Genomic DNA, 25,005 nt, shown 5'->3' with positions numbered 1-25,005 from the left:
TTAGTTCTCCTGAAGTGCCCGCTGTGGGGCGCGAAGGTTGGATTCGTGGTTGGCGCGAGCGAGCAGCTCGATAGCACGCTGTCGGTTTGCTTCGCCGGGGATCATGGGGATGACCATCATCTGATCGGTCTGATACTGCGACGCGATGCGCTGCAGTTGCTGAATCGCCAACGGACCGTCGCCAACAACCACCCGCATGCGGTTGAGCGCGACTCGATCGCGCGCTTCAGCGCTGTACTGCGTAGGGTCGACCGCGTCGGGCAGCGCCAACGCCTCGGCTGGGGCAACAGACTCTGCCCGCAGCAACCAGTCATCAAAGCTGGTCGCCAGCCGCTCGGCCTGCTCGACGGTGTCGGCCACTACTGCGAATACAGCAACGATGACACTGGGCGCGGCATGCAGTTTTGACGGACGAAAATTGGCTCGATAATGCTCGGCGGCCAGCACACCTTGCTGATGATGGGGATTGATGAAGTGCGCAAACGTGAAGCCCATCCCTTCCAGAGCGGCCAGTTCAGCGGTACTGCCGCTGGCACCCAGTATGTGCAATTCAGGGAGAGTAGTGATCCGAGGTGCAGCGTAGATCGGCTGCGGCTGATCGCCTGCCCCCTCTTTGTCATCAAGCAGCAGCGCCTTGAGGTCCTTGAGCTTGGCCGGAAAAGGGATCTGGTGTGTCTTCTCATCATTGAGGGCACGGGTGACGCGTTGATCCGCTCCGGGCGCCCGCCCTACTCCCAGGTCTATCCGCCCCGGGTACAACGCCTCCAGCACACGCGCTGTCTCGGCAACTTTGTACGCGCTGTAATGGGGCAGCATGATGCCACCCGAACCCACCCTGATCGCCTGCGTATGGGCGGCAATCTGCATCATCAGCAGCTCAGGGCTGCTCCCTGCCTGAACGTTGGATTGGTGGTGTTCCGCCACCCAGTACCGTTCGAAACCCAAAGATTCAGCGGTTTGCGCCAGTCGCGTGGTCGCCCAAAGCGCATCAGCGGCTGTGCAGCCACTGTCCACGGGGGAATGGTCAAGAATGCTCAATCTCATGGCGCGCTCCCGTAAGCGTTGAAGCAGGTCACTGCCTCGCCAATCGTTTCAGGAGCGATTATTTCCTGCACTGCGTCAGTGGGCGAATGACAAGCGCTTGCGCGGTGATGGGTGTCTCGATGAGACCGGGTTCGTGTCAGGCCCCGAAAGCGACGGAGAGCACGACCGCATCGCCTCTCAACAGTCGTTCGGAATCCTGCGGCGAAGCCAGTTGCCGCTATGCCGGCTGAAGAGGATGGCATGATGTCGATTCCTTGAAGGTTTCGAGACAGCCTATTGGAGAAATGGAGCGGGATCTCGGCTCGTTGTTACCGAGTGATGTGAATTATATTCACTAATCTGGTTGTCTCAGCGAATCGCCGGGTGGGGAGCTAGGTATGAGTACAGGGCTATGGGGTCATGATCGTTTTTGGCGAGGTGCCAAGCGATTATGACTGCCTTAAAACTTTGAATGTCCGCTTTTGGGGCAAAAGCGTCCTCTCGCAAATGACTTTCTTTCTCGGCATGTTCACTTGCAAGACCGTCCCGCCAAAGTTAAGGTCGGTCTCATGAGTACGCCACGCTTTGAATCGAATACAACCTTCACGACCGCCACGCGCGGGTCGTGGGAGGTCATGTGAGTTAAACCAGCACACAATCCCTAAAGACCCGCCAGTAATGGACCGGGTCTTTTTTGCCCCGGTTCTGCTGGCACCCACGTAAGGAAACGCACATGTACGCACTTCTGATTCTCGACATGCAGGTAGGGCTTGTTCACGGGCCGGACAAACCTTGGAGAGGTCCAGCGCTTATCGATACCTTGAATGGGCTCATGGGGAGTGCGCGGGAAAAAGGGGCTCCCATCTTTCTTGCCCGCCATATAGGTCCGGCAGGGTCTCCGATTGAGCCGGGTAGCCCGCTCACCGAGCTTGTCCAGGAGTTAGAGCTACTGGGTAACGAAGTGATTTTCGATAAAAAACGGCCCAATGCTTTCGCTCAGACTGACTTGGCAACTCTGCTAAGCGAGCGCGGCTGTGAAGGCGTCGTCGTTACAGGCATGAAAACCCAATACTGCGTGGACAGTACTTGCCGCGCCGCCCGCGATTGTGGATTTGATGCTGTGCTCATCGCAAACGTACATACTTGCTCCGATACTCAAGAACTCAAAGCAGAGGCCATCGTTGCCCACCACAACGCAACGTTAGCTGGGCCATTCTGCCGAGTCATCCAGGCCGAGGAATGGACTTTCTAGTGAACTCACCTGATCGACCCGGCCCGGGTCGATCAGCCCTTGGCGCTTTCCTTGCCAAAAATCATTAGCGGCAAGGAGCCGTCCCTCAGAGCTGTCCGCTTAGGATCGAAAGCAGACAGCCGTTACCGGCAGCTTTCGACCCATAGCTGCCAGTCACGGTTGGCTAATCCCATTTGCATGCCAAGGATTTTGGTGTTCGTCAGGGCCCGTAACGTCTGAAGGCGAGCTTGTGGTGTGCCGGAGTGACGAGGGCATGTGTTAGCATGTTAATTCCACGTTGTTGTTGATATTGATATTGATTTAAGTTTCTATAAATTTGAAAGCAGGTTGAATAGTTGAAATATAAGACGTTTTCACGAGCGACCTTGGTTGTGGCTTGCATTCCGGTCGTAGTATTGGTGTTGGTGTTTTTGCTCTATTCTCTTTATGCTCGCAATGCTGTCAATAGTGAGGTGGCATACGCCTGCAATAAAAGATATGAATGCCAGGAGAGAGTGTTGCTCCTTCGAGGCGACATTCCTAGAAACTCGACAGTTAGGGCTAGCTTGACCTTGGCCTGGGCGAAAATTATGAAAATAAACATGGTATGCATGCAGTCATCTGGAGGTGTATTTGCAGATGCACTAAACATAGCTTGGCTCATTAGTGTTTTAAGAATGGATACTTGTCTTGCGCTTAATTACCAGCTAGATGATGAGCATGCGACCCAGATTTCTGGCTATTGTCAGTCGTCATGCACTTGGGTGATTCTTGGAGGAAGGCACCGATTCCTGATGGATGATCGCCTGCTATTGGGCTTCCATGCGTCGAGAGATAGTGACGGCAAAGCTGTACCCAGTGACTTACCAGTTCTCAAGGACGATATCGAAGGTTTCGAACTGAATCTTGAGGATGCAGAAAAAATAAAACTCCTTGCCGATTGGGCATTCACTCAAGGTCATACGCCTAAAACAACGAATTGCTCAGCGTCAGAAATACAACATTTCTATCCCTATTTTACAGATCTTCCAACTTACATGAGATCCCCCTCAGACTCGACCTGCGGGCTCCCATCTCCAGACGAAATGCGGAGTCGCCTAACAGCTGTGAACTAAGCACTACCAGGAGCCAGTGCCACTCCCATCGCCGAGTACCAGATGAACTGAGTATAACGACTCAACTTTCTTAACTCCGAAATCCGGTCGCTCGATGCGACTAGCTGGCTCTGGCCGAGGGATGGCGGCCGTGCCCGGTCTGGTGTTTAGGGGGCGGATAATCGCCTGCCAAGCAAAATATGAAGCGAGGATCCTCTTTTTTTGCTGGAGGGTGAAGTGCTTGGCCTAGCTACCGTTAAAGAATTATCAATCTAACGATAGCTGATTATAAAGCTTCTAGCCGAGAATGCCGTTGTAACAGGCATGAGGAAACTTCAGTGAGGATCGATTCACCAACTTTACCTACGCTTCTCATTCTCTGCTTCATCGTAGCGTGGGGCAAAGCTAACTTGATCAAGCTCCGCTAAATTACCGCCGGATTACAACCTGCGGATTTCATACTCCTGCTTGGCCACACGACGATGGAGGCCTAATTTCTGCCCTGAGTAGCAAGGCGCAGATTTGCCTCGACATAAATGTCGTCCTTTTTATTCTTGAGAGTAGTCGTTAATTCGTACGGGCGCCCGTTATACACAAAAGTTGACGTCTTGGGAGTGTTAAATTTGTTCAACGAAAAAGAATACGGTGAAGAGTCTGCGAAACTCACCTGAAGTCGAGCGCTAGGGCCAAATTCACCCTCCACGTAATTTTCGAACCTGAGATAGAACTCTGGATTATTCGGATGCCATAGCTGACCGGGTATGAGCTCTTTTGTGATATGGTTCAGGGCGGAGTCCACAAGGTCTGTTTTCACTTTTAACTTAGCATTGTCAGCCTGAAGCTCCTGAAACTTCGCAATGGGCACATATAGCCTATCAATTTCTTGCTTAGATGTGTACTGATCACCCACAACCTCCTTACTGAGGTATCGTTCTTTTAGCTCTTCGTTAGCTACATAACTTCCTTTTGGCAGTATCTTGGAATCACTGCGTTCAATTATCCACTCCGTTTGCTTCAACCCGGCTAGGTATGCCCCGCCAATAGCGGTTATCAGGGAAAGTAATATTGCTCTTTCAGTATCTGTTGAAAACATGCTCAATGGACTCGTATAGCTAATATTTTATTAGTTAGCGACGCGTTGGCGCAAATGCAATTTGAGCGTGGCTGTATTGGACCACAGATACAAAATGGCTAGCCAGTCTGCGGACTCCGATGCTGCGTTGGAAGGGCTGTGACGATTTCGGCACTCTGCTGCGCTGCGAGTATGGGCCGCGCTGGTAAAAGTCAGCGCTCGAGCCTATCCGCGCCCTCCGATGGTAAGGGCAGGATAGCACGACGGACAAAATGAGCTCCGCCCTAGCGCATGGTCGCCCACGCTAGCTGATTCGACCAATGAGTAAGCTTCTTTTCCTAGCTTTGGTTTTTGCTCCGTTTGTTGTAATCAGGATCGGGCAGCTTTGGGTCGATACCTGATGAGGGTAAAGTCTGCGTAGCAGGTTCGACGGTATGGACCGCTCGAAGGAAACAGCCAAGTATAGGGGGAGCTCTTCTAGCATCATATTTTGCAGCCAACGGGAGTCGGCCAAAGCCTACGGTTCGAACAATAAAAACCTGAGCCTTTCGTCGCTGGCTAGCACTTTTTGACTCACTTTGCTTCAGGCGATAGATCTCGCAGGCTTCGAAAGAGATGGAGCTAGCTACCGGCGCATAACCCGGTAGCACATGCAGGCTTGGGACACCACATTATTAGAATATGACGCAAGCTCAACTAAATCATACCGACATAAATATCTTTGCGCCCCGTTTGACCTCCGTATCAATTGAGATACCAACCTCACACGCTTCAGCCTGGTCAACATCCTGACCATCGACCTGAAGCCCTAACACAGTAATTCTAGAATAGACCCCTCCCTTGACAGAAAATAACTCCATTCCTTTTTTCAAACTCTTGTCGCTTAGCTGAAGTATTATGACACGGCCCTTCTTAAAGACTTCGCTTACTGTGCCAATCTCGCTAAGGCTGGGCGGAGAAAATTCCACAACACCATACATTAGCAAACTTTGACGAACATCCGACTTATCCAAGAGGCCACCCTCGACATCAAAGTATACATTATACAGCTGCCAAGTTGTTACTAGACCCCGCTTATCAAGCTGGGCATCATTCATTTGATGAGCGGTGAAAGGAGGATTAGCTCTGCTTCTTGGCGGCATATGACGCTGATGATTAACTACATATAGCGCATAAACATCGAATGCTTGCCGCTCCTCCTGTCTCCGGTGCTTAATCTTGGAAATCTGGGCGCATTCCTTATCCTTCGATGTACCTCCAATGCCCTTGACTTCCACCACCAAGAGACCACTGCCCAGTTCAACTTGAATATCCTCCTCAAAAAGATCTGTTACATGGTCATCCATGCTAGTGACACCAGAAAACTCTAACCAGTTTAGAAAATGACATACTGCCCTTACCAGGTCGTCCCCGGTGGCAGTCAGCATCGTTCTCAAGAATTGATACTCATCCTTGAGCCGAGCGACTCCCGCCTCGTTGGCTGAAATATCCGAAGCATATTGTTTTTCAATACGAACTCTATCTTGGTTAAGATCTTCCTCACCTGGGAGCGGGTAGCTGCCATCATCAAGCCAAGCAAATCGGCCATGCTCAGGAAATAGCGCAGGAAATATTTCCGCCAAGACCTCAAACATCCCGTCAAGAAAGTTCGGCTTGTCCTTTATCTGAGGTAGAACAAAAAACCAGCCTTTATTTACAATTGTGGCATAACCGACTATCTCGCCATTTTTATTTGTTAGAAGAGGTATGAAATTTCCATCAAACACCTTCTCAGACCCAATCCAAGTGTAAGGATGGTAAAAAACGACGTCATATTCCGCACCCTCCAAATGCTGCGAGAGAAGGTTGCTAAAAACGGATTCTTTTTCTACCAGCTGGATCTTTTTTCCATGTTTTTTTTGGCAGCCAGCATGATTAGGATAAACCTCCTCTGTCGAATGTTTTTTTCGCGCATGGGGGTGGCCCCGGAGATTCCAATCTCAACTATTTCGTAATTTACCTCTTGAATTTGGGCGGTGAATACTATCCCCACGGATTCTTTTGCGAACATCCCTCTCAGCTCGCTATTTAAACTGCTCACCCCCATGGGTTTTGGGTTAAAGATTTGTTCTGGATAAGAGCTCCTCACTGCGTAAGCTGACGAGCCCGTTATGCCTTTAAGATTGGCCTGCACATCAGAAGGCTCAACATGCCCGGAAGCACCCAAGTCAACTACGACTATATCAAATTCGTGTAAATGTGGAGGCAACGAGATGAATCCTGTAATTAGATCCTCAGAATAGGGCTTCGATTTTGGAACATTAACATACGACCCTATGCTCCCTAGCTCAGTCGCATAATTTTTTTGAGCTAGACGTTGCTGCACTTCTTGCCCCATGTCAACAAGACAGATTTTAGGGCTGGAATGCAAAGCACTGCTGGGCCGTTCTTTCGATTGTTCTTCCACCATAGACGGACTGGTCTTAAATTCAGATTTCAGCATAAATATGATACTCCCAATAAAACTAAGCACCTATAAAGTAGCGCTATCAGATCTGCACATTCCGGATATTTATTTCACCTATTAGTATAATAGGGTTGTATGCTCCCATACCTGCAGACTAACACCTTCCCGATTGACCTAATAGGTGGCTGCTAGCAGCCGATTACCCACTGGCATATGACTGGCTATTTATCAGCGGCAGGTGCAACGGAGAGAATCACCCTTACGCAGCTAAGTTCGAAGATGTAGTCCAGAGCATTTTGCTCGCAGGCTTCAGAGCGGGAAGCTCCGACACGGAATCGTCTGGAAGGGTGGACACGTTTTCAGAGACCCTTTTGGCTGTGATGAAGGTCGCCAGTATGATCTCAGTCATGATCTACGGCTGCACTGACGCGTCGCAATTTCCCCAACAGTTGTGCTCATTCGCGTCCACCTATGCCCGATACGCACCAGGTTTCGGATTACTGCTGGCCGAATGCATCTTGGTATTACGCTGCGTAGGTAAAAGCAGGTGATGCATGAGCGAGCGGCACGTATGTCGCCTCCTTATCTATGTGCTGATGTTGCATGGGCGCTCCATCGACTCTACTCCTTCTCCTTGCAAGCTGTAAGTACTCCCCAACGCCCTTGATATCTGCACATTCGACTCGATCCGGACTTAGGCCGCAATCCGGCTTAGCGTTTCTTAACCGGCTGCTTCCGACCAAGAGGTATACGTCGCAGAGGATTGTAATCGGCCAAAGCAGCCGCTCGCATGACGAACATAAAAAAGCTGGTTCGAAAGCGGACATCAAGAATGGGTAAATTTAGGAGCAATTAAGCTGTTCGACAGGTTCCGGAGTTGACTCGACAGAAAGACTCAGGGCAGCTCGGGGGGCTTGTCGATGGCTCCGTGGGTCGATTGGCCTGATCTCAAGCACAAGCTTGAGAAGTAAAATCATCACCCTCCGCCCACATTGACAGTAAACCCTTTCTAGCGAGGGGCCTCTAATTCAAGGCTTTATCGAGTGTACATCGGGCTTCAAGATAGGGGATACCAATATTGATCGACGTCGGCTAGCGATCGCTCAAGGGTCTGCTATAACTACCTACAAGACAATAACTTCCCCAAGGTAAGAGTCCTGCAAAGGCAGATACTAGCCAGCGGGTCGCCATTGGGCTGTAGAGCCAGTGTAGGCAATACCACCGAGGAAACCACACCTGAACTCATGCTACCACTTGAGCCAAATGCAAAAGGGTACTGACATGTCGTTTCCGAGCTTCCTTGGCCCCCTGACGCCGCTACTTCAATTGATCCCCACCACGATCCCTCTTGGACGCAGCTCCGTGGACGGTGGCCCCATTGGGGGCGCTGGCGCTAATCAACTGGCTTTCTCCATACAAGCGCAGCAAGAATCGAACTGGTGCTGGGCTGCAAACACTTCAAGTATATCGGTGTTCTTTGATTCAACCTCGCAGTGGACTCAATGCGCCGTTGCCTCCGCCTGCCTTGGGGAGAGCTGCTGTATCGCTCCGACGCCTTGTAATCAAGCTTTCGTGCTTGATGTTCCGCTCAGTCAAACGAACAATTTGCAGGGCTCTGCAATCGCCGCGCCGGATTCAAGGAGTGCCCTTCAAGAGCAAATCGACTGCGGCTCGCCTGTGTGCTGCCATATCTCTTGGGCTGGTCAGGGAGGACACTTCGTCACGGTGTCTGGATACGACTGGTCCACGGATGATGTCATCGTCGATGACCCGCTCTATGGTCCAGATCCTGCGCGAATACCGTACAACACATTCGTGAGCTCCTACCGGGGGCTGGGAGCTGGGACTACTCTTACCACACTAACGCCTAAACCTTATGGAGCACAGCCATGGCTATCAAGTCCCATCAAGGTCCGAGCAATGGCCCAATCGTCTTGGCAACTGCGCTAGCGGCGAGGATGCCTTCGAGCCCCGCCGCGCTCTCACCGCTTGGAGGAGTACCACACGTAGGCGGGCCTGTGCCGTTTTATCACCTCTCGCTCGATCAATTGCTCTACGACAACGCGCTTGAAAAGGCTATTAGAACTGGCTGGAGGTATCCAGTCATTGGCTCCATCAAGGCCGGGCTTGTTGACATTCGTGGGGACGAGGGAACGAACAGTGCATCGTTTGGTGGCCTGTCGTACGGGGGCGTCGCAGAACGATTCATCCAAGCCTCGACTATCGCCGCAGGGCAGCTTGCCAACAGCACCGACGAATACGAGCCTCGCCTGCTTGACGTGCCCGCGTTGAGCTTTCTTGCCTTTTGGCTCAGGTCTTCGGAAGGTGACTGGTTCATTCCACTGCTCGAAGGGTCACCGAGCTCTGCTCCATTGCAAATGGTGCGCGAAGTTCTTCCTCAACTGAGAACACGTGCAGCTAGTCGCACTGTCGGGGGAGGCCAGCCTTTGTCGAGTCCAACAAACTGAGTCCGATTGCCCTAACAACTAACGGGAAAAGCCCATGAAGATCTTACTCTTGAGCGTGAGTTCTTTGCTCCTTACTGGGTGTGTGTCAACGCCCCTACTCGTCTACAAGTACTACCCAGCTAAGGCCACTGCCCAGGTCTCCGTCACGCAGACGATTGACTGCGATGCTGACAAGCATCTCGTCATCCTGAACACCCCCAGCATCTCCTCGATCTATTCGAGTGACCGTCGAGGCACGCCACTCGAGTTTGACGCTTCCAAATTGGGAACCGTGTTCACAGACAACGATTTCACCTTCGCTTGGTACGACGACGGAAGACTTAGATCTCTCAATTCTGCAGTGACCGGCCAAGGCGAAGCGATTGTGAAGTCAGCGACGACACTTCTGGCGGTGATCACTGGCGGGGCTGCGGCAACAGACGAGGCTGCTGCGTGCAAAGTCGTCGCATCAAGAGGAAGTGGCAAGCCCGTCACCGTCGTATACGAGAGGGCGCTCGACGACTTGACTCAGGTAGTGGCACCGACGGCGCTAACAGTGAGCCAGAACTACAAGGGCAACTACGATGCGCTGATTAAAGTCGTTTCGTTCCCACTGCTCGAAGTAAAGGTCGATATTGCGGTAACAGGGAATCCGATTCTTGTAGAGCCGAGCGCCTCCGCAGGCGATGCCGGCAACGAAGGCGTACCGCTCACACTCGCCAGGACAACGGTGGCGACAATAACTGTGACCAAGGGAAAGGTGCCAATCGGCAAAAGCGCGGTTATCGCACCTACCGCCCAAACCTATGCTCTGTCCGTTCCGAGCGGGGCGCTCTTTGGCAAGGCGACGTTTTCCGTTCAACTTAATGAAGCAGGTGTGCCGACCCAGGTGTCGTACGGCAAAACGTCAAGCGCCGCTGCGGCCCTTAACTCCGCGAGCACACTGGATTCGGCACTATCGCCCAACGACGCAGCCCAGGCTAGTGCACTCAAGGCGCAGGCGGATGTGATTGCGCAGACAGCTCGGCTTGCCAACTGCCAGGCCAAGCCGTCGGAATGTAAATAGTTGAGGTAAGTCGTGCCCTTCGCCCCCTTCGGGTACCCATGGGCGGATTCGAAAACGACGACATCGGGGCTACGGGAGCAGGTATATGGATGTCTTTTCAAGGGGGCGGTGGCGGATGCTGGCTGAGAGACAACAATCGGCCAAAAGACGCCGGTCGGGCCAAACGGATTTCGACCCGCCTCCATCATTCAGTTCTAGCTAATTGGCAAATTCAGAAAATTGGAGACGTCTATAAAAAATCAGGGGCGATTCATACCTCCGGTCGCGGCCTTAAGAATTCGATTCAATTGTTCTTGTGAATCTTCCCCAAACCGAGCAACCACCTCTTCGTATTCCGCAATAATCTCTAGCAGTACCTTGAGTAAGTTTTTCATTCCAGTCTCGAAGATTAAAGTCTCTATTTGCGTAAACAGTAATAGCTCTTCGTCATCCCATAACCAATCCATGTGCACGACACGCTTATCAACCCAACCCTTAATGACCTCCCTCATGGACTTTTCTTGAAGCACCTTCTCGTCGAAAATAGCGTCAACTGCTTTTGCGCGCTCCTCCATGCGTCTAGCTCGGTAGACTGTCTGCAACGTTGCATTTCGCTTTTGGTGATTCGATTCAAGAAAAAGAGCACGAGTATCAACTAAAATTGAGGTCAAGAGAAGATTCGCTACAAATGGATCGACATCTTCGATGGCTACTAGACGGAAAATCTTATCTTTAAGCTCTAAAAATCTAGCCTTAAATGCCCCCTCAATACGTGCCTCTATAATGCCTATACCACCTATGTCAAGATAGCGCCTAAAATCCTCTGCCGTCTTCAAGTCAGGCATAAACGGACTATCCTTATTCCACCCCAATTCCTTCATGGCTTCTCCGAAAAAATTAATCAACCTAGAGAGGCATACACGCCACTTTACAGTGTCAATCGTCAAACTTTGTTCGAGTTCCACTAGTCGACGTACGGCTAAAATCGGCCTGGAGCAGACGCTTCCGAACACACCTTGGAACACTGGCGACTTTCAGCACCAAAATCAACACGCAAACCACCTCTTCCTACTTTTTTCTAGCCAATCACTGAGGACAGAGGCTTAGCAGCAGCCCTATCTCTACTTTTGATAACCTTTGAGTTTCAGGCCTGCGCGTCCGTAAGGGTGAGTGTCGCTCACCTCTTTGGTAGGATGGTTTCTCATTCAGAAATAGGGGAATCTCAGGTGCCGTTCAGAGCTATGTCAACGGATGAAATACGCGGCGTGGTCCGCCACCAGATCGAAACGCTAGAACGATGGCTACGTCGTTTAATTGACGACGTCACACAAAATCACTACGAGGGTTCACTTTCATGCCTGCCGATGAAAAAGGAGATCCTAAGTAAAGCTGCTGCCCGCCGACAAAAAGAGCCAAGACGTTATCCTCGGGAGGTAGACGCCCTACTGTTTGAGGATTTGATTGCCATCATCTGCCACCCTCAACAATACTTTAACTTTCAGAAAGCATTGAGCGAAGCTTTCCAGAATGGCGAGAATGAGGCTCGGACCTATCTAAATCGCATAGTTGATGCTCGAAATCCACTTGCTCATGCCAATGAGATCACTACCCATCAAGCGTTGCGGGTTGCTTGTTACTCAGCCGATGTGATCGACTCGCTTAAGGCATACTACAAGAGAAACAACATGGCCCAGACTTATAATGCACCTTCTATCATTCGTATTTGGGATGACCGAGCAAATGTGGGTGATGCTACCCAACTCCCAACGGATGGTGCTGTGCGCTACTTCGACTTTAAAACTACCCAGCTCAGGCCTGGCGATGTTCTACAGCTGGAGGTTCAACCAGACGAAAGCTTTGCCGAGGACTCCTACCGCATCGATTGGGTTGTTAACAATGTCAGCTCCCCGCAACGCGGCACAGGGCGAAAAATCTCGGTAGTGCTCGAAAACCGACATGTCTCAGCAAACGGTTTTATGGTCAGTGTGGAAATGATCTCGAATGAGAGTTGGCACCGATATGGAAATGCGGATGACCGGATTACTCTTCACTATTCCATATTGCCACCCATATAGTTAGCTAGTAGCTGCGATGTTTGATTCACCACTACCAGTCTGGCTGTCATCGCTAGTGGCAAAGCGGTAGGTTTCCAAGTTCTGCACCTTGCCGACTTTTGCCTGTCGCCAACGTCGGCTTTGGGTCGAAACGGTCAACCATGGCCGGCTGCTTTCGACCCAAACCGGACATTGAGCTAGACAGGTATTCCAGTGCGGCAGTCTTGCTGCCAAGCTCACCAACCTGCTTAGTCGAACCTCGATTACGCAGGTCCCGTGCTAGAGGGGTCACAGGCAGCTAAATTCAGCCTTCATTAAGGTAGTTGCGTACGGTCCTCATGAGATTTGTACGTATTGGTTGATTCAGCCGTCCCTGCTATGGAAGGAGTGCCAGTACGACCGGAGTATTTGCCGAAAAATGGATGTGCTTCAGATGAACTCTGAGCTATGTAGGTTGCTTTCTGGGATGTTGCTGTGACCCTGGACGCGATGTTGCTTGCTACTTCCAGATTGACCTGCCACTGATGCCTTTGACGTTGCTGTGCTCGACACTCATTGTGTTGATCAGGTAGTCGACCTGATCAAGGTGCTCTATGGCCTGCCTTTTCTTATTCTTGATTCTAGAATCTTTCAAGGTAGGGCAACCCATTGCTTGTAAGGAAATATGGCGTATCATCATAGTGCCACCACTGGCGAGTGTCGAGTCACATAGCCACAAGCTCAATTTGATAGGTTTACAAAATTTCATGAATGTAGCCATCGTAATCGGCGTAGAAAAGTATGAGTCTAAAAACTTTGAGAACTTATCTGCATGCAAAAAAGACGCAGCAGCGATTAAAGCTGTCATCGAGAATGTTAAAGACTTAGAAGAAATCCTATTCTTGGGAGAGAATGAGTCAGCATCAGATGTCAAGAGAAAGATTTCCGACCTCGTAGAGAAGTATAAGGGCAAGGATTTACAAGAGCTATTCTTTTATTTTTCAGGGCACGGAGAGCGGTTTGAAGATGATTTTTTCTACGTGCTATCCGATTTTGATCCAAAGCGAAAGGAAACTACTGGGCTTCGAAATTCGGAGCTGGATGATTGGATAAAAACTCTTTCCCCGAAGCTTTGTATTAAAATAATTGATGCTTGCTTTAGCGGTACTCAGTACATAAAAAGTGAGTTTAATGCTGAGGAAGAGCTAACGAAATCAGCAAAAAAATATGGCCTAAATGATGTGTATTTCTGGTTCTCATCCCGAGACAGCGAATCATCCTACGCTGGTACCGAGTTCAGTTATTTCACAGAAAGCATTTTAACAGCCATATATGGGTTGGAGGGAGATGTACGTTACAGGGAGATTATGGCGGTCGTTGCGGATGATTTTGCAAATAAAGGCGGACCTAAACCTATTTTTGCAACTCAGTCCGACAATATAGAAAAGTTCGGGACTATCACCAAGCAAACCCATAGCATTATAAGCAAAATATTCGGCTTTTCAGATGCGCAAGAGGATCAAGAGGCTTCGACAAAAACTGCCGCTCCCCTGCCAAAAGAAGACTCCATTTACGCCAAGATTCAAAAAGTATCCGCATCTACATGCTTTGACGAACAGGCACTTATCGACTTTGTTAGGGAGTTTAAAAAAGAAGTCGGAAATTGGCCTAGTGATATAAAGAAGATTTATAAAATCTCGTTGAATTCAGATTTATCCCCCTACGCTGTGCCCAATCAATCAAAAATAGGTGAGTGGCTGATCGGGAAATCTGAAGAAAATTATTTCGCAGAGGCTACATATGGCACAACAAAATATACGGTAGAAGAGTATAAGGCTCTACCAAAGAAGCCGTCAAAAAGCGGTGACCCTTTTGGTCTGATGGGTGCAAGTTTAGGTGCCCTATCTCGCTGGCGTCAGCATGAACAAGAATCAACCGAATATAAATTAGAAACCGTTACGAAAACGAAAAGATATGTAGACGGCTTTAATTATACTCATTCAGCTGAAGATAGGATTTTGCGATTCGATTTTAATCCAATTTTTGAAATAGTACCACCTCTATCGATATATATGGTTTCTATTTATTCCAATAGGGCGTTATCCATCCATTTCTCTTATGAGATGCTAAACAGGAAAAATTGGGGGAATTACTCGTCTCCAGTCTGCGAGAAATGGAGGACTATCAAGGTGGGCGTTAATGGGAAGGGGGCTGCCAAAGCTGCATCTGAACATATCCAAAAAGAAATAATTCAATGGTTGGAGGCCGAACTGAAGAAAAGGGCGGAATGATCTGCGATTGATCTGATAGTAAAGATGGTGAGCCATAAACATGGCTGCCATCTTGTAAATTGAAAGCAGTGCAATACCTGCTCCTCTGGCCGGCTGCTTTTGGCCGAAAGCTGCCGGTCGGGCCTGACCGCTTTCGGCCCAAAGCGGCCCTTCGGCGCTATAGAACGCGGTTAACGCTTGCCCAAGCTTGGTAGGCTAAAATTTACAACAATATGGCCGACATAGGGTAATCCCTAATCTCATGATGCAATGAATATCAACGATCCCAGGGCGTAACTCAGCGTATTTTGGCTTGGTTACAGTCTGATTCAGGGTGATATAAATAGGGTAAGACTTCTTGAAGTGGTGTGCGCAGAAGGGATGATAAATTATGCTAATGCAAAGATGTTATAGCCAAGTTGCAGTTGTGCAGATCATATTTGGCTACACCAATAAAATTAAGAGGTGCTTTTCGATGAGGAATGCAGCGATGAGACAGGGGCTGTAGAAGTGAAATTAATTAAGAATAGGTCTTTGTTGTTGGCGCTGGTGTTTAGTCTTCTAGGGTGCCAAAGGTCCGTCATCAATGCTAATCAAACTCCGCACGTTACTATTCCAGACGACGTGCGATGCATTCTTGCTCAGTCAAGTCACAACCCGTCGGATATAGACATACTTCAGAAAAATACCGAACGAGGAAATACGCGTTGCCAAGTGCTTCTTGGAGATCTGTACGAGCATGGTATTGGTGTTCCCCAGGATATTCCACATGCAAGGTCGCTCTATGTTTTAGCCGCCCAGACGGACGTGACAGCTAACTTCTATCTAGGACGCCTGGCTGAAGAAGGTACAGGAGCGCCAGTTGACTATCGCATGGCAAGATATTATTACAAAAAGTCGGCTACTGGCATCGGAAAAATCCCAAGCAGCCTCAAGCTTGCACCGCTTTTAGAAAATGGAAAGGGTGGCCCTGTAGACTTGCAAAGTGCCATGGATCTTTATTTGGATGTAGGCGGTTCTAATGCAGGAGCTCGCGACGGAATTCTTCGTCTGTATCGTTTAGGGGCTGAATTAAGTGACTCTCAAAGAGTTGGATTTTTTAATTCCTGGGCGAGTCAATCAGTGAGCTTGCTGATAACGCAACTTTCTGAACAATGCCACAGTCTTTTAAAGGCTAATCCCTCAGCAATTGAGTTGAAGCCTGCAAAAATTCAGCTTAAGTATGTCCCTGGGTCTTTGCTCGCGCAAATAAAACTACTGGAAAGCTCAACTGATAAAGTTTTCGATCAGCGTTTAATGCAAGCAACTTATGATTATAAGTTTCCATATGCGCCCCTGCCGGAACCATCAGGAAAGCCGGTCAACATAATAACTGACATTGATCCACGTTCGATCTTATGCATCGTACACCTTTAAGATTCAGGAAAACTCTGAAGAAGACGTCAAAACTTGGCTTAATGTCTGATATCAACCGCCGAGATGCCTGATGAAGCAGATCACCTTTGCCGACGCCGAGTAGGCCGGCAAACGCAAGCAAAGCCGTAAAGAGCGTTTCCTGATCGAGATGGATCAGGTCGTAGTCTGGAAGGGATTGATCAATCTGATCGAGCCTCATTACGCGCTCGAGCAAGAACAAGGACGGAAAACGCGATGCCAAAATGCATTAGACGGAGAAAGGAAGCCAGTATTTCTTCCGCGTGCCAGCGCCCATCTGGGTACGGCGGCGAATGTGGCAGACGTGAATCAGCTCGACCAGCTGCTGCACGGCGAGGAAACCTTTGTGATTAGTGATGCGGGCTGCACCGGCGTCGACAAGCGTACGGAGCGTCAGAGTTGTTAGCTGAACTGTTCAATCGCGGCACGCCCAAGCAGCTCCAAAAAGCATGGCGAGAACTGTTTGATCGCACGCGTGCGCCGCAAGATCAAATACGTGAGAGTCCGAGTGCGGGCGAAGGTTGAACATCTGTTCCGTATGATCAAACGCCAGTTTGGTTATGCAAAATTGTTGTTTCGCAGGTTGGCTATAAACACTGCGCAGCTGGCCACGCTTTTCGATCTGTCAAACCTCCAAGTGGTACGAACACAGCTACTGATAGGGAATCCGGGTTTCGATGGGACAGTTCCTGCGAACATCACCGGCCTGCTTACTTAATTCGTCAAGGCTCATCTATACAATGACAGATGAGCCTTTCATACCGATACCGCAGGTAGGCGCATTCAGTCTGCCTGCCAATCAGCCTAGATGCTCGTTCCCATGCTCTACCACGCCGCCGACAAGGGTGATGGCCGTCGCTTCGGTATGGCTGACTTCGGTGCTCAGTAGCGGCGAGGAGGACACAACTTTATTCCCGTCAAAGTCTTTGAATATCAAATGAGCAGGGGTCAGATCCGCGACGTGGTTGCCCTGTAGCAGCAACTCGAAGTGCGCCCCGTCCCGGTCACTGGCGTCCAGTGATTTGAGCGCGGTCAGGGTGCCGGCGGCGTTCACGACCACCTTGAGCGTACCATTGTGCCCATTGCCCAGGCCAAGGAAGCCTGTAGCAGACACATCGATGACGTCGTTTTCGTTTCCGTTGAAGTCAGTGATCGTGTCCCGCTGTGCGGTGCCGTCATTGTCGTAACGCTGGCTGTTTCGAAAGTTGCCGTACACGAAGGTATCGGCGCCCGCGCCGCCCGTCAGGGTATCGCCGCCAGCCCCGCCGTCGAGTCGATCATCGCCGGCGCCCCCATTAAGCGTGTCCCTGCCTGCACCGCCCAGTAAGGTTTCCGCAGCGCTGGTTCCAAGGAGCTTTTCACTGGCGTCGGTGCCTTGGATCACGGGTTGCAGATTGGCATTGGTGAAGGTATGCAGGAAGTTGCCGTTCAAGGTCAATTCGAAGCGTTCCCCCAGCACGTCCGCGTCCAGATTCTTCAGATAAGTGACGTTCTTCGCCTCGTTGTAAGCCAGCAAGAGCGTATGGTTGTGGCCATTCCCCAGCCCGGTGAAGCCGATGCCGCCACCTGCAACGTCGATCTTGTCATGGGCCACGTCGAAATCGGTGATCACATCCGCATACGACTTGGTCGCGGTGCGATAGCTCTCACTGACCGTATCGAAGCGGAAAATATCATTCCCCTCGCCACCGGTGAGCTTGTCTACGCCAGTGCCACCGATCAGGGTGTCGTTGTTGCTCTTGCCGTTGAGTGTGTCGTTGCCAGCGCCGCCGTATATCACGTCTTGGGTGATGTCACCGTTGAGCGTGTCGTTTCCACGGGTACCGTAGGTGTAGATAGAGTCGGTATTGTCCGACACTTCGCTGCTGGCGAGCGCGGCAACGGCGCCAGTTTGGGTGTGACTGATGACGTTGTGCGTGTACGAATTGTCAAACACGGCGTTGCTTTCGCGGATGCCGTAAGTGGACTGTTCACTGCCAGTGATGATATTGCCGGTCACCCTGATGTCGTGGGACTGGCTGGAGGTATTGACCTTGGCCACGCCGTATACCTCAATTTCGGACACGGGGCTGCCTAGAGAATTATTGTGGACGGTGTTTGAAAAGACGTCGCCGTTTACGCTGCTTGCGATATATATCCCGCTGCCCTTGTTGTCATGAATATCAACGCCCGTGATCTTGAACTGACGGGCGAACGCGGTGTGGATTCCGTCATCGCCATTGCCGTAGACTTCGCCGCCTTTAACGGTAGTGCCGGTGCTTTGCACGAATATTCCGAAGTCGGTATTGCGATAAGCGTGGTTGTCCACCACCTGGACATCGCCGCCGACGTTGAAACCGGTCCGGTTTGCGTAGGCGACATTGTCATGCAACAGGCTGGCAGTCGTTGCATAGGCGCGCACACCGTAGTCATTGTCATGGGCGACGCTGTTGCTCAGCTCTACCTGCACCAAACCGTTGGTGCCCTGCAAATCGAAACCGTTGCCCGCTGCGTTCATGGCTTCAACGCTATCGATCTTGACCTTAGTCCCGCTGCCATTCAGCCAGCCCGATACATACCCCGTGTTGTGCTGAAGGTTGCCATCAAGGGTCAGCTTGCTGGCCCCCACATCGTGGGTGCCGTCGGCCGTCAGGATGCCAGTGACGGCGGAGGGCAAGTCGTTCGCCAGCTTGAGTGTTGAGACGCCCATGCCTTGGCCGACCAATGAAACATTGCTCTTCAGGGCGAGGCAACTTCCCGTCGATGCACTGACCATGTAAGTGCCCCCGGGCAAGTACACCTGTCCGCCGCCCGCCGCAGCAGCGGCATCGATGGCTTTTTGGATGGCGAGCGTATCGTCGCTGCTGCCATTACCCTTTGCGCCGAAATCTTTAACGTTGAATATTGCCATGATGACTCTCTGCTGGGGATTGAGGTGTCTCCTTATCCACCAGGGAGCCGATGAAGCGGTTCGGTCCCGGACAACGAACAGACTGCATGAGGGTTGGACAGCGCAACAGTGTGGCTGAAATCCAAGGGTTTACCAGCGTACTGACCGCCGTCTATCGAAATTGGGATCAAAGCGGAAAAGGGTATGGAGGTGTAGCGCACATGGGTCGGGAGCAGCTTAGCCACCCATGCCGGCTGCGTGCCGATCATGGCGCCCTGGCGGGTCGCAACCCCTACATCAGCGCAAGGCCCAGACCGAGTGCCTCTGGTCTAGCTTTGTCAGCGCTGGACGGCGGCCTCGGCTCGTTAGCCGCCGTTGGGCAAGACTGCTGACGATCAGCCCAGGTCTCCTCTCTCCGCCCGGGCAACGAACTCATCCACGACGCGTCTTACCTTGGGCTGCAGGTGCCGCGTCTGTGGCCAGACAACGTGGATGGCGACGTCGCCCGGGCTGTATTTTTCAAGCACAGGAACCAGTCTGCCGTCCTTGAGGTGGTCGCGGATCAAAGAACTGGGCATCTGACAAATGCCCTGCCCTGCCGCCGCCATCGCAATGATGGCATCCCCGTCCCCGACCTCGTGGGTACTGGGTGGAACGATCCGGGCGATCTCACCGCTTTCATCCCGGACAGACCAACTCATCCTCTGGCCTCTTCGATAGTTGACGATACAGCGGTGCTGCTGAAGGTCTTCCACAGACTCCGGGTACCCGTGTTTTTCGAGGTAGCGAGGTGCCGCGCAGATGATCTGTTTCTGTACAGCAAGACGCCTCGCTATCAGGCCGCTTGCGTCCTTGAGCACCCCGAATCGAATGCTGAGATCGATACCCTCCTCGATCAGATCAATCACGCTGTCGGTGAATGTCACCGTCAACTTGAGCTCTGGATAAGCGTCAAGGATGTCCAGTAGCACCGGCAGTACGATGCTGCGTCCATAGGCGGCTGGCAGGTCGATTCGAAGACGGCCACTCGGCGTCTTCTGGTTGCTTGTCAGGAATGCTTCAGCGGCAAGGATTTCATCCACGGCCAACGAGCAGCTGGCGAAATAAGCCTCCCCTTCAACCGTGAGTCCCAAGCGGCGGGTAGATCGGTGAAAAAGTTTGCAAGCCAGCCTTTCTTCTAACTTCGCGATGCTTTTTCCCACTGCGGACTTGGTGATGCCCAACTGGTCGGCAGCCGAGGTAAAGCTCCCAGTCCTTGCTGCTGTGACGAAAATAACAACCCCGCTCAAGGCCTGTTCCACATAAGCCATTGTCAACTCTCGCTCTACTCAGTGACGACTTATTCCGGGTTTATCCGAGCCAAGCTCTACCTTAGTCTGACCGCACATTGATTTAAAGAGATTGAGAGGAAGCAACAGCAATGACTACCCAAAACATAGAACTTCTTGCGGCCTACTGGACGATTGCCGGTGACGTGTACCCAATGGGCCCCAGTGAAGTGAGCCCGTTTTCATTCGAAGACCGGATGGAGGCTGCGGGCAAGGCAGGCTTCAAAGGTGTCGGCTTGGTGCACAGCGGAATGATGGCGACGGTTGATCAGCTTGGCTATCCCGCCATGAAGACCATTCTTGAGCAGAACGGTATCAAGCACGTCGAACTGGAGTTCCTGGTGGACTGGTACCACGACGGTGAGCGTCGACGCCAATCAGACAAGGTGCGCCGAGAATTGCTGGAGGCAGCAGAAGCCTTGGGGGTTCGCTCCATCAAAATCGGCCCCGGTATAGGAGAAGAGCAGGCGGATATTGATCTCATGGTCAAAGAGTTTTCCGTGCTTTGCCGGCAAGCTGCCGAAGTGGGTGCCAACATCGTCCTGGAAATCATGCCGTTCAGTAACGTGCGGACGATTGAAACGGCGTTGGCGATCGTTGAAGGCGCTGATCAGCCGAATGGAGGACTGCTGCTCGACATCTGGCATCTGCAGCGGGGCGGAATCGACTTCAGCGAGATCGCCCGTATCCCGGCCAGATTCATCAAGTCGGTCGAACTGAACGATGCGCACAAGTACCCCATTGAACCGCTGTGGATGGACACCATCCATAAACGCGTCCTGCCGGGCGATGGCACCTTCGACATCCGGGCTTTTATCAAAGCGGTTCAAGCTACGGGTTATGACGGCCCGTGGGGGTTGGAGGTGATTTCGGACACCCACCGCAAGCTTCCCCTTGAAGCCATGGCCAACCGGGCTTTCGAAACCACCCTGCGCCAATTCAGTGAGTGACCTGGCTGACTCTCCAGTTTCGCCTCCAGCGAGAGGCGGAATCCGGACAGCCTGCTGCTTGCCAGGAACGGGCCTTTAACGCGCCGTCTTAACTCGATAATCGATCATGGAGAACTTCATGGGCTATTTAAGAACACTTTGCCTTGCAACCCTGCTTTCGGCGGGTATTTCAGGGTGTTTCGACTCCTCAAAAACTGATCAAGGCACTGCACAAAATCCCGACAATGGTTCTTCAATCCAGATGAAGCAGCACTGATCGCTCGCGCGACCGGGAGTCTGGAAACACCTCGATGCGCTCAACCGGGCTCGGGTGTCGGCCACGTCGATGTCGCTACACGCAGGAAGTTTTCGCCAAAAATGTTGTGGAGATCCACCTCGCTGTAGCCCAGTCGCTTCAACGCCCGGCCTACCTCCTGGAGGGCTGTCGGCTGTAATTGGCGCTGGCCATTCACGTTTCCGTAATGCGGCTCTGGCCACCAATCGGATTCCTCCACGCCTTCGGGTAAATCCCGGTGGTCGGGGGCCAGTTCGGTGTCCAGGCCGAGGCCGATGTGGCGAGTCCCGACTCGCTCGGCCAGGTAATCGATTTGACGAATGAAGGCAGCGACTGATGCTTCAGGGTCGCCCAGAAAAATTCCAAGGCCAGTGAGACCGATCACGCCATCTTGGGCCGCACACGCGAGGATCTGCTCATCGTCGATCGTGCGCGGGTGGTCATGGATGGCCTTCACATTGGTATGGGAAAAATCACCGGGCGCCGGGATAGCTCCATGATCTCCAGGCTTGAACGCTTGCTGGCGTGGGAACAATCCATAACGATGCCGGACCTGTTGATTTCGCTGACAACCTCACGGCCCAGAGGGGTCAGACCTCCGCCCGCACCATGACAGCCACCGGCACAGCTGTTGTCGCGGTTGTACGCCAGCAACATCTGGCGCACGCCCAGTTTGGCGAACAATTCAACCATCGCCACGTCCTGACACAGCATGTTTGCACCTTCAAGATCGAACGAAACCGCGAGCTTGTGCTGGTCACGGGCACGCTGGATGTCGACGACCGTACCCGCCAGGACATACTCACTCTCGTTCTGCGACAGCCAGCGCCTGAAACCGGCGAGCACTCGAATTACGTCTGCGAACGGCGTCATGTCCATCCCGACATTGACCGATACGTGATGAAAACCAGCCATGCGGTAGAGGCTCAGGGCCGACATGTCCTGGCCTGGGAGCAGCGGCAGGCAGGCGTGGGCTTCCCACAGAATGGGTTCGCAGATCTTGTCTTGGGGAGAGTTGAGGTTCATTCGAGCTCTGCCGGCGGCGTGGTTGAGTACTTGAACATCATGGCGGACATGCGACGGTAGCCCTGAACAAAACAGTGGCCTCCAGCCGCTTCAAGCTGATGCCTGTGGCTCACTCTGCGCATGCCACCCTAATTGTCCGGAAATCTGCCGGGTGGCCTCCATCAGTTGCTTGATGTAGTCCTGCTTCAGCTCGTCGCGGAAGCGAAAACAGGGGAACGACACACTCATTCCTCCTATCACGTGGCCAAAGCGGTCACGAATAGGCGCAGCCAGACAGCGCATGTTGTCTTCGAATTCCTCACGGTCTTCGGCGTAGCCTTGGGCACGGACTAACGACAGTTCCTGCAGATAGGCCTCAACGGTGGTCAGCGTGTTGCCCGTGCGCGGCGTGAAACTTTCTTCCAGCAGATGGGCCAGGAGTTCCGGCTGCTCCAGCCACGCCATGAGCACTTTGCCAATACCTGTGCAGTAAAGCGGCGCGCGTCGACCGATGCGCGAGTACATGCGCAGGTTGTATTTCGAATCGATCTTGTGCACGTAGACGATGCTGCCCTCGTCGAGAATTCCCAGGTGCACGGTCTCGCCCGTCAATTCATTGATCCGCCGCATGCCCGGTTCAGCCTCGCGCACGATATCCAGATGAGGCAAGGCCTGGGCGCCCAATTCGAACAGCCGGACGCTAAGCCGGTAGCGGTCTTCGGCATCTTGCACCACATAACCACGTGTCTTGAGTGACTGCAGAAAGCGGTAAACCGTGCTCTTGGACATGTCGAGCTTCTGCGCGATTTCCGACACTCCGCTTTCTTCGGGATGTTCGGCCAGGGCCTCAAGGATGGCCATCGTGCGGGCTACTCCAGAGACCAGTTCGCTGTTCTGAAGGGTGCTGTTGTCCATGAAGGCTCCAACGGAAGGTAAAGCCCAAGGATATACGTTCGCGAATCAAAACGCTGTTTCATCTTTCTTGACGCCGCCGTGAATCTGTTTAAAACTCGGGCACAAGCTCCTCAGATGAAACGCCGTTTCAATAATAAAAAAAGGCGCCAAGTGATGAACGCACTTCCCGGGCAACACCCGCAAACCCTCTCACCCCGCCCGCTCAAAGTGGCGCTGGCCGGCGCGCGCTCCGAACCTGCCCTGCGCTGGAGCCATCGAGGCCATGCCCAGCCTCCACATGTCTTCATTCTCTTCTGCCGTAGAGGCCTGATCCTATGAAAATCATCGAAGCCCGCGTCATCGTGACCTGCCCGGGTCGCAACCTGATCACCCTGAAAATCGTCACTGATTCCGGCCTCTATGGCATTGGTGACGCCACTCTCAATGGCCGGGAACTGGCCGTAGTTGCTTACCTGGAAGAGCATGTGCTGCCCGCCCTGATCGGTCGCGATGCTCAGCGCATCGAAGACATCTGGCAGTACCTGTATCGCGGGGCCTACTGGCGCCGTGGCCCGGTGACCATGACTTCGATTGCGGCGGTTGATATCGCCCTGTGGGACATCAAGGCAAAGGCCGCGCAAATGCCGCTATACCAACTGCTCGGTGGTAAAAGCCGCGAGCGGGTCATGGTCTACGGGCATGCGACGGGCAAGGACATCGAAGGTTGCCTGGACGAGGTCGCTCGTCATGTCGAGCTGGGGTACAAAGCGGTGCGCGTGCAATGCGGAATTCCCGGTATCGCCACCACCTATGGTGTCGCCAAGCGCAGCGGTGAGCGTTATGAGCCGGCCGACAGCGATCTGCCCGCCGAACATGTCTGGGATACCGCCAAATACCTGAACCACGTGCCCAAGCTGTTTGCTGCTGTGCGCGAGCGATTCGGCGATGACCTGCACATCCTCCACGACGTACATCATCGCCTGACGCCCATTGAAGCGGGACGCCTGGGCAAGTCGGTCGAGCCCTTCAACCTGTTCTGGCTCGAAGACTGTACCCCGGCCGAGAATCAGGAAGCGTTCCGCCTGATCCGCCAGCACACCACTACGCCGCTGGCCGTGGGTGAAGTCTTCAACTCCATTCATGACTGCCGCGAGCTGATCCAGGAACAGTTGATCGACTACATTCGCGCCACGCTGGTGCACGCCGGGGGCATCACCCACGTGCGGCGCATTGCTGACTTCGCTGCGCTCTATCAGGTGCGCACCGGCTTCCATGGCGCGACTGATTTGTCGCCGGTATGCATGGGCGCGGCACTGCATTTCGATACTTGGGTGCCCAATTTCGGCATTCAGGAACACATGCCCCATGACGAACGTATCGATGAGGTGTTTCCCCACGCCTATCGCTTTGAAGACGGCCACTTCACCCCTGGCGAGACCCCGGGGCATGGCGTCGACATCGACGAGAACCTGGCCGCGAAATACCCCTATAAACGCGCCAGCCTGCCGGTGAACCGCCTGGAAGACGGCACGCTCTGGCACTGGTAGACGTTGTTCGTATTGATCAATAACGACAAGAACGCAGGGCGCT

17 protein-coding genes and 3 pseudogenes are annotated in these 25,005 nt (G+C 52.4%); 11 read left to right on the top strand and 9 right to left on the bottom strand.

Annotation, left to right across the window (positions count from 1 at the left end):
* Complete coding sequence (locus JN403_RS12310; protein WP_205487133.1) at positions 1-1,044, bottom strand: MsnO8 family LLM class oxidoreductase; 1,044 nt, start codon at positions 1,042-1,044, stop codon at positions 1-3.
* A 712-nt stretch (positions 1,045-1,756) separates the two neighbouring features.
* Here JN403_RS12310 and JN403_RS12305 point away from each other — a divergent pair.
* Together JN403_RS12305 and JN403_RS12300 are read left to right on the top strand one after the other, a co-directional pair.
* The gene (locus JN403_RS12305; RefSeq protein WP_205487132.1) at positions 1,757-2,275 is read left to right on the top strand and encodes a cysteine hydrolase family protein; all 519 of its coding nucleotides are present in this window, start codon (positions 1,757-1,759) and stop codon (positions 2,273-2,275) included.
* Between the two features lie 335 nt (positions 2,276-2,610).
* Positions 2,611-3,369, top strand: coding sequence for a hypothetical protein (locus tag JN403_RS12300; protein WP_205487131.1), 759 nt, complete (start codon positions 2,611-2,613; stop codon positions 3,367-3,369).
* A 469-nt stretch (positions 3,370-3,838) separates the two neighbouring features.
* On the opposite strand, the gene JN403_RS12295 is transcribed toward JN403_RS12300, so the two are convergent.
* From JN403_RS12295 to JN403_RS12285, 3 genes are all read right to left on the bottom strand, one after another.
* Positions 3,839-4,441: a hypothetical protein gene (locus JN403_RS12295; protein WP_205487130.1), complete on the bottom strand. Its 603-nt coding sequence runs from the start codon at positions 4,439-4,441 to the stop codon at positions 3,839-3,841.
* A 680-nt stretch (positions 4,442-5,121) separates the two neighbouring features.
* Complete coding sequence (locus JN403_RS12290) at positions 5,122-6,186, bottom strand: hypothetical protein (RefSeq protein WP_205487129.1); 1,065 nt, start codon at positions 6,184-6,186, stop codon at positions 5,122-5,124.
* A gap of 101 nt (positions 6,187-6,287) precedes the next feature.
* Positions 6,288-6,902, bottom strand: a complete 615-nt coding sequence (locus tag JN403_RS12285) for a hypothetical protein (protein WP_205487128.1) — start codon at positions 6,900-6,902, stop codon at positions 6,288-6,290.
* A 1,982-nt stretch (positions 6,903-8,884) separates the two neighbouring features.
* Here JN403_RS12285 and JN403_RS12275 point away from each other — a divergent pair.
* Together JN403_RS12275 and JN403_RS12270 are read left to right on the top strand one after the other, a co-directional pair.
* The gene (locus tag JN403_RS12275) at positions 8,885-9,334 is read left to right on the top strand and encodes a hypothetical protein (protein WP_205487126.1); all 450 of its coding nucleotides are present in this window, start codon (positions 8,885-8,887) and stop codon (positions 9,332-9,334) included.
* Positions 9,335-9,368: 34 nt separating this feature from the next.
* Positions 9,369-10,379 carry a hypothetical protein gene (locus JN403_RS12270; RefSeq protein ID WP_205487125.1) on the top strand — a complete coding sequence of 337 codons (1,011 nt, stop codon included), beginning with the start codon at positions 9,369-9,371 and terminating at the stop codon, positions 10,377-10,379.
* 239 nt (positions 10,380-10,618) lie between these two features.
* Here JN403_RS12270 and JN403_RS12265 read toward each other — a convergent pair whose 3' ends face one another.
* Positions 10,619-11,239, bottom strand: a complete 621-nt coding sequence (locus JN403_RS12265; protein ID WP_205487124.1) for a hypothetical protein — start codon at positions 11,237-11,239, stop codon at positions 10,619-10,621.
* Between the two features lie 360 nt (positions 11,240-11,599).
* Between JN403_RS12265 and JN403_RS12260 the strand changes: the two genes are divergently transcribed.
* The 5 genes and pseudogenes from JN403_RS12260 to JN403_RS12245 all read left to right on the top strand — a co-directional run bounded on the left by JN403_RS12260 (position 11,600) and on the right by JN403_RS12245 (position 16,813).
* Entirely contained in the window at positions 11,600-12,433 is an 834-nt protein-coding gene (locus tag JN403_RS12260; RefSeq protein WP_205487123.1) for a Swt1 family HEPN domain-containing protein, read from the top strand.
* Between the two features lie 419 nt (positions 12,434-12,852).
* A pseudogene (locus tag JN403_RS25450) lies at positions 12,853-12,978 on the top strand (effector protein); the annotation flags it as partial.
* Positions 12,979-13,005: 27 nt separating this feature from the next.
* A complete protein-coding gene (locus tag JN403_RS12255) occupies positions 13,006-14,682 on the top strand; it encodes a caspase family protein (protein WP_205487122.1) in 1,677 nt (558 codons plus the stop codon).
* Between the two features lie 489 nt (positions 14,683-15,171).
* On the top strand, positions 15,172-16,077 hold the full coding sequence (locus JN403_RS12250) for a tetratricopeptide repeat protein (protein ID WP_205487121.1): 906 nt from the start codon (positions 15,172-15,174) through the stop codon (positions 16,075-16,077).
* 139 nt (positions 16,078-16,216) lie between these two features.
* Positions 16,217-16,813: pseudogene (locus JN403_RS12245) on the top strand (transposase).
* 81 nt (positions 16,814-16,894) lie between these two features.
* Here JN403_RS12245 and JN403_RS12240 read toward each other — a convergent pair.
* Complete coding sequence (locus tag JN403_RS12240; protein WP_205487120.1) at positions 16,895-18,985, bottom strand: glycosyl hydrolase family 28-related protein; 2,091 nt, start codon at positions 18,983-18,985, stop codon at positions 16,895-16,897.
* A 374-nt stretch (positions 18,986-19,359) separates the two neighbouring features.
* Positions 19,360-20,274 (bottom strand): LysR family transcriptional regulator, encoded by a 915-nt coding sequence (locus JN403_RS12235; protein WP_205487119.1) that lies wholly within the window; start codon positions 20,272-20,274, stop codon positions 19,360-19,362.
* A gap of 110 nt (positions 20,275-20,384) precedes the next feature.
* On the opposite strand from JN403_RS12235, the gene JN403_RS12230 reads away from it, so the two are divergent.
* Entirely contained in the window at positions 20,385-21,242 is an 858-nt protein-coding gene (locus JN403_RS12230) for a sugar phosphate isomerase/epimerase family protein (RefSeq protein ID WP_205487118.1), read from the top strand.
* A 296-nt stretch (positions 21,243-21,538) separates the two neighbouring features.
* Here JN403_RS12230 and JN403_RS12225 read toward each other — a convergent pair.
* Positions 21,539-22,389: pseudogene (locus JN403_RS12225) on the bottom strand (membrane dipeptidase).
* A gap of 243 nt (positions 22,390-22,632) precedes the next feature.
* Positions 22,633-23,436, bottom strand: a complete 804-nt coding sequence (kdgR, locus tag JN403_RS12220; protein ID WP_205487117.1) for a DNA-binding transcriptional regulator KdgR — start codon at positions 23,434-23,436, stop codon at positions 22,633-22,635.
* A gap of 314 nt (positions 23,437-23,750) precedes the next feature.
* Here kdgR and manD point away from each other — a divergent pair, with 314 nt between their 5' ends.
* A complete protein-coding gene (gene manD / locus JN403_RS12215; protein ID WP_205487116.1) occupies positions 23,751-24,962 on the top strand; it encodes a D-mannonate dehydratase ManD in 1,212 nt (403 codons plus the stop codon).
* Positions 24,963-25,005: the final 43 nt, after the last annotated feature.

Origin of the sequence: Pseudomonas sp. 15A4, from assembly GCF_016925575.1 — a bacterium.
In the GTDB taxonomy this organism is placed as follows: domain Bacteria; phylum Pseudomonadota; class Gammaproteobacteria; order Pseudomonadales; family Pseudomonadaceae; genus Aquipseudomonas.
The sequence above is the reverse complement of the archived record's forward strand: the minus strand, read 5'-3'. Positions and strand labels throughout refer to the sequence as shown.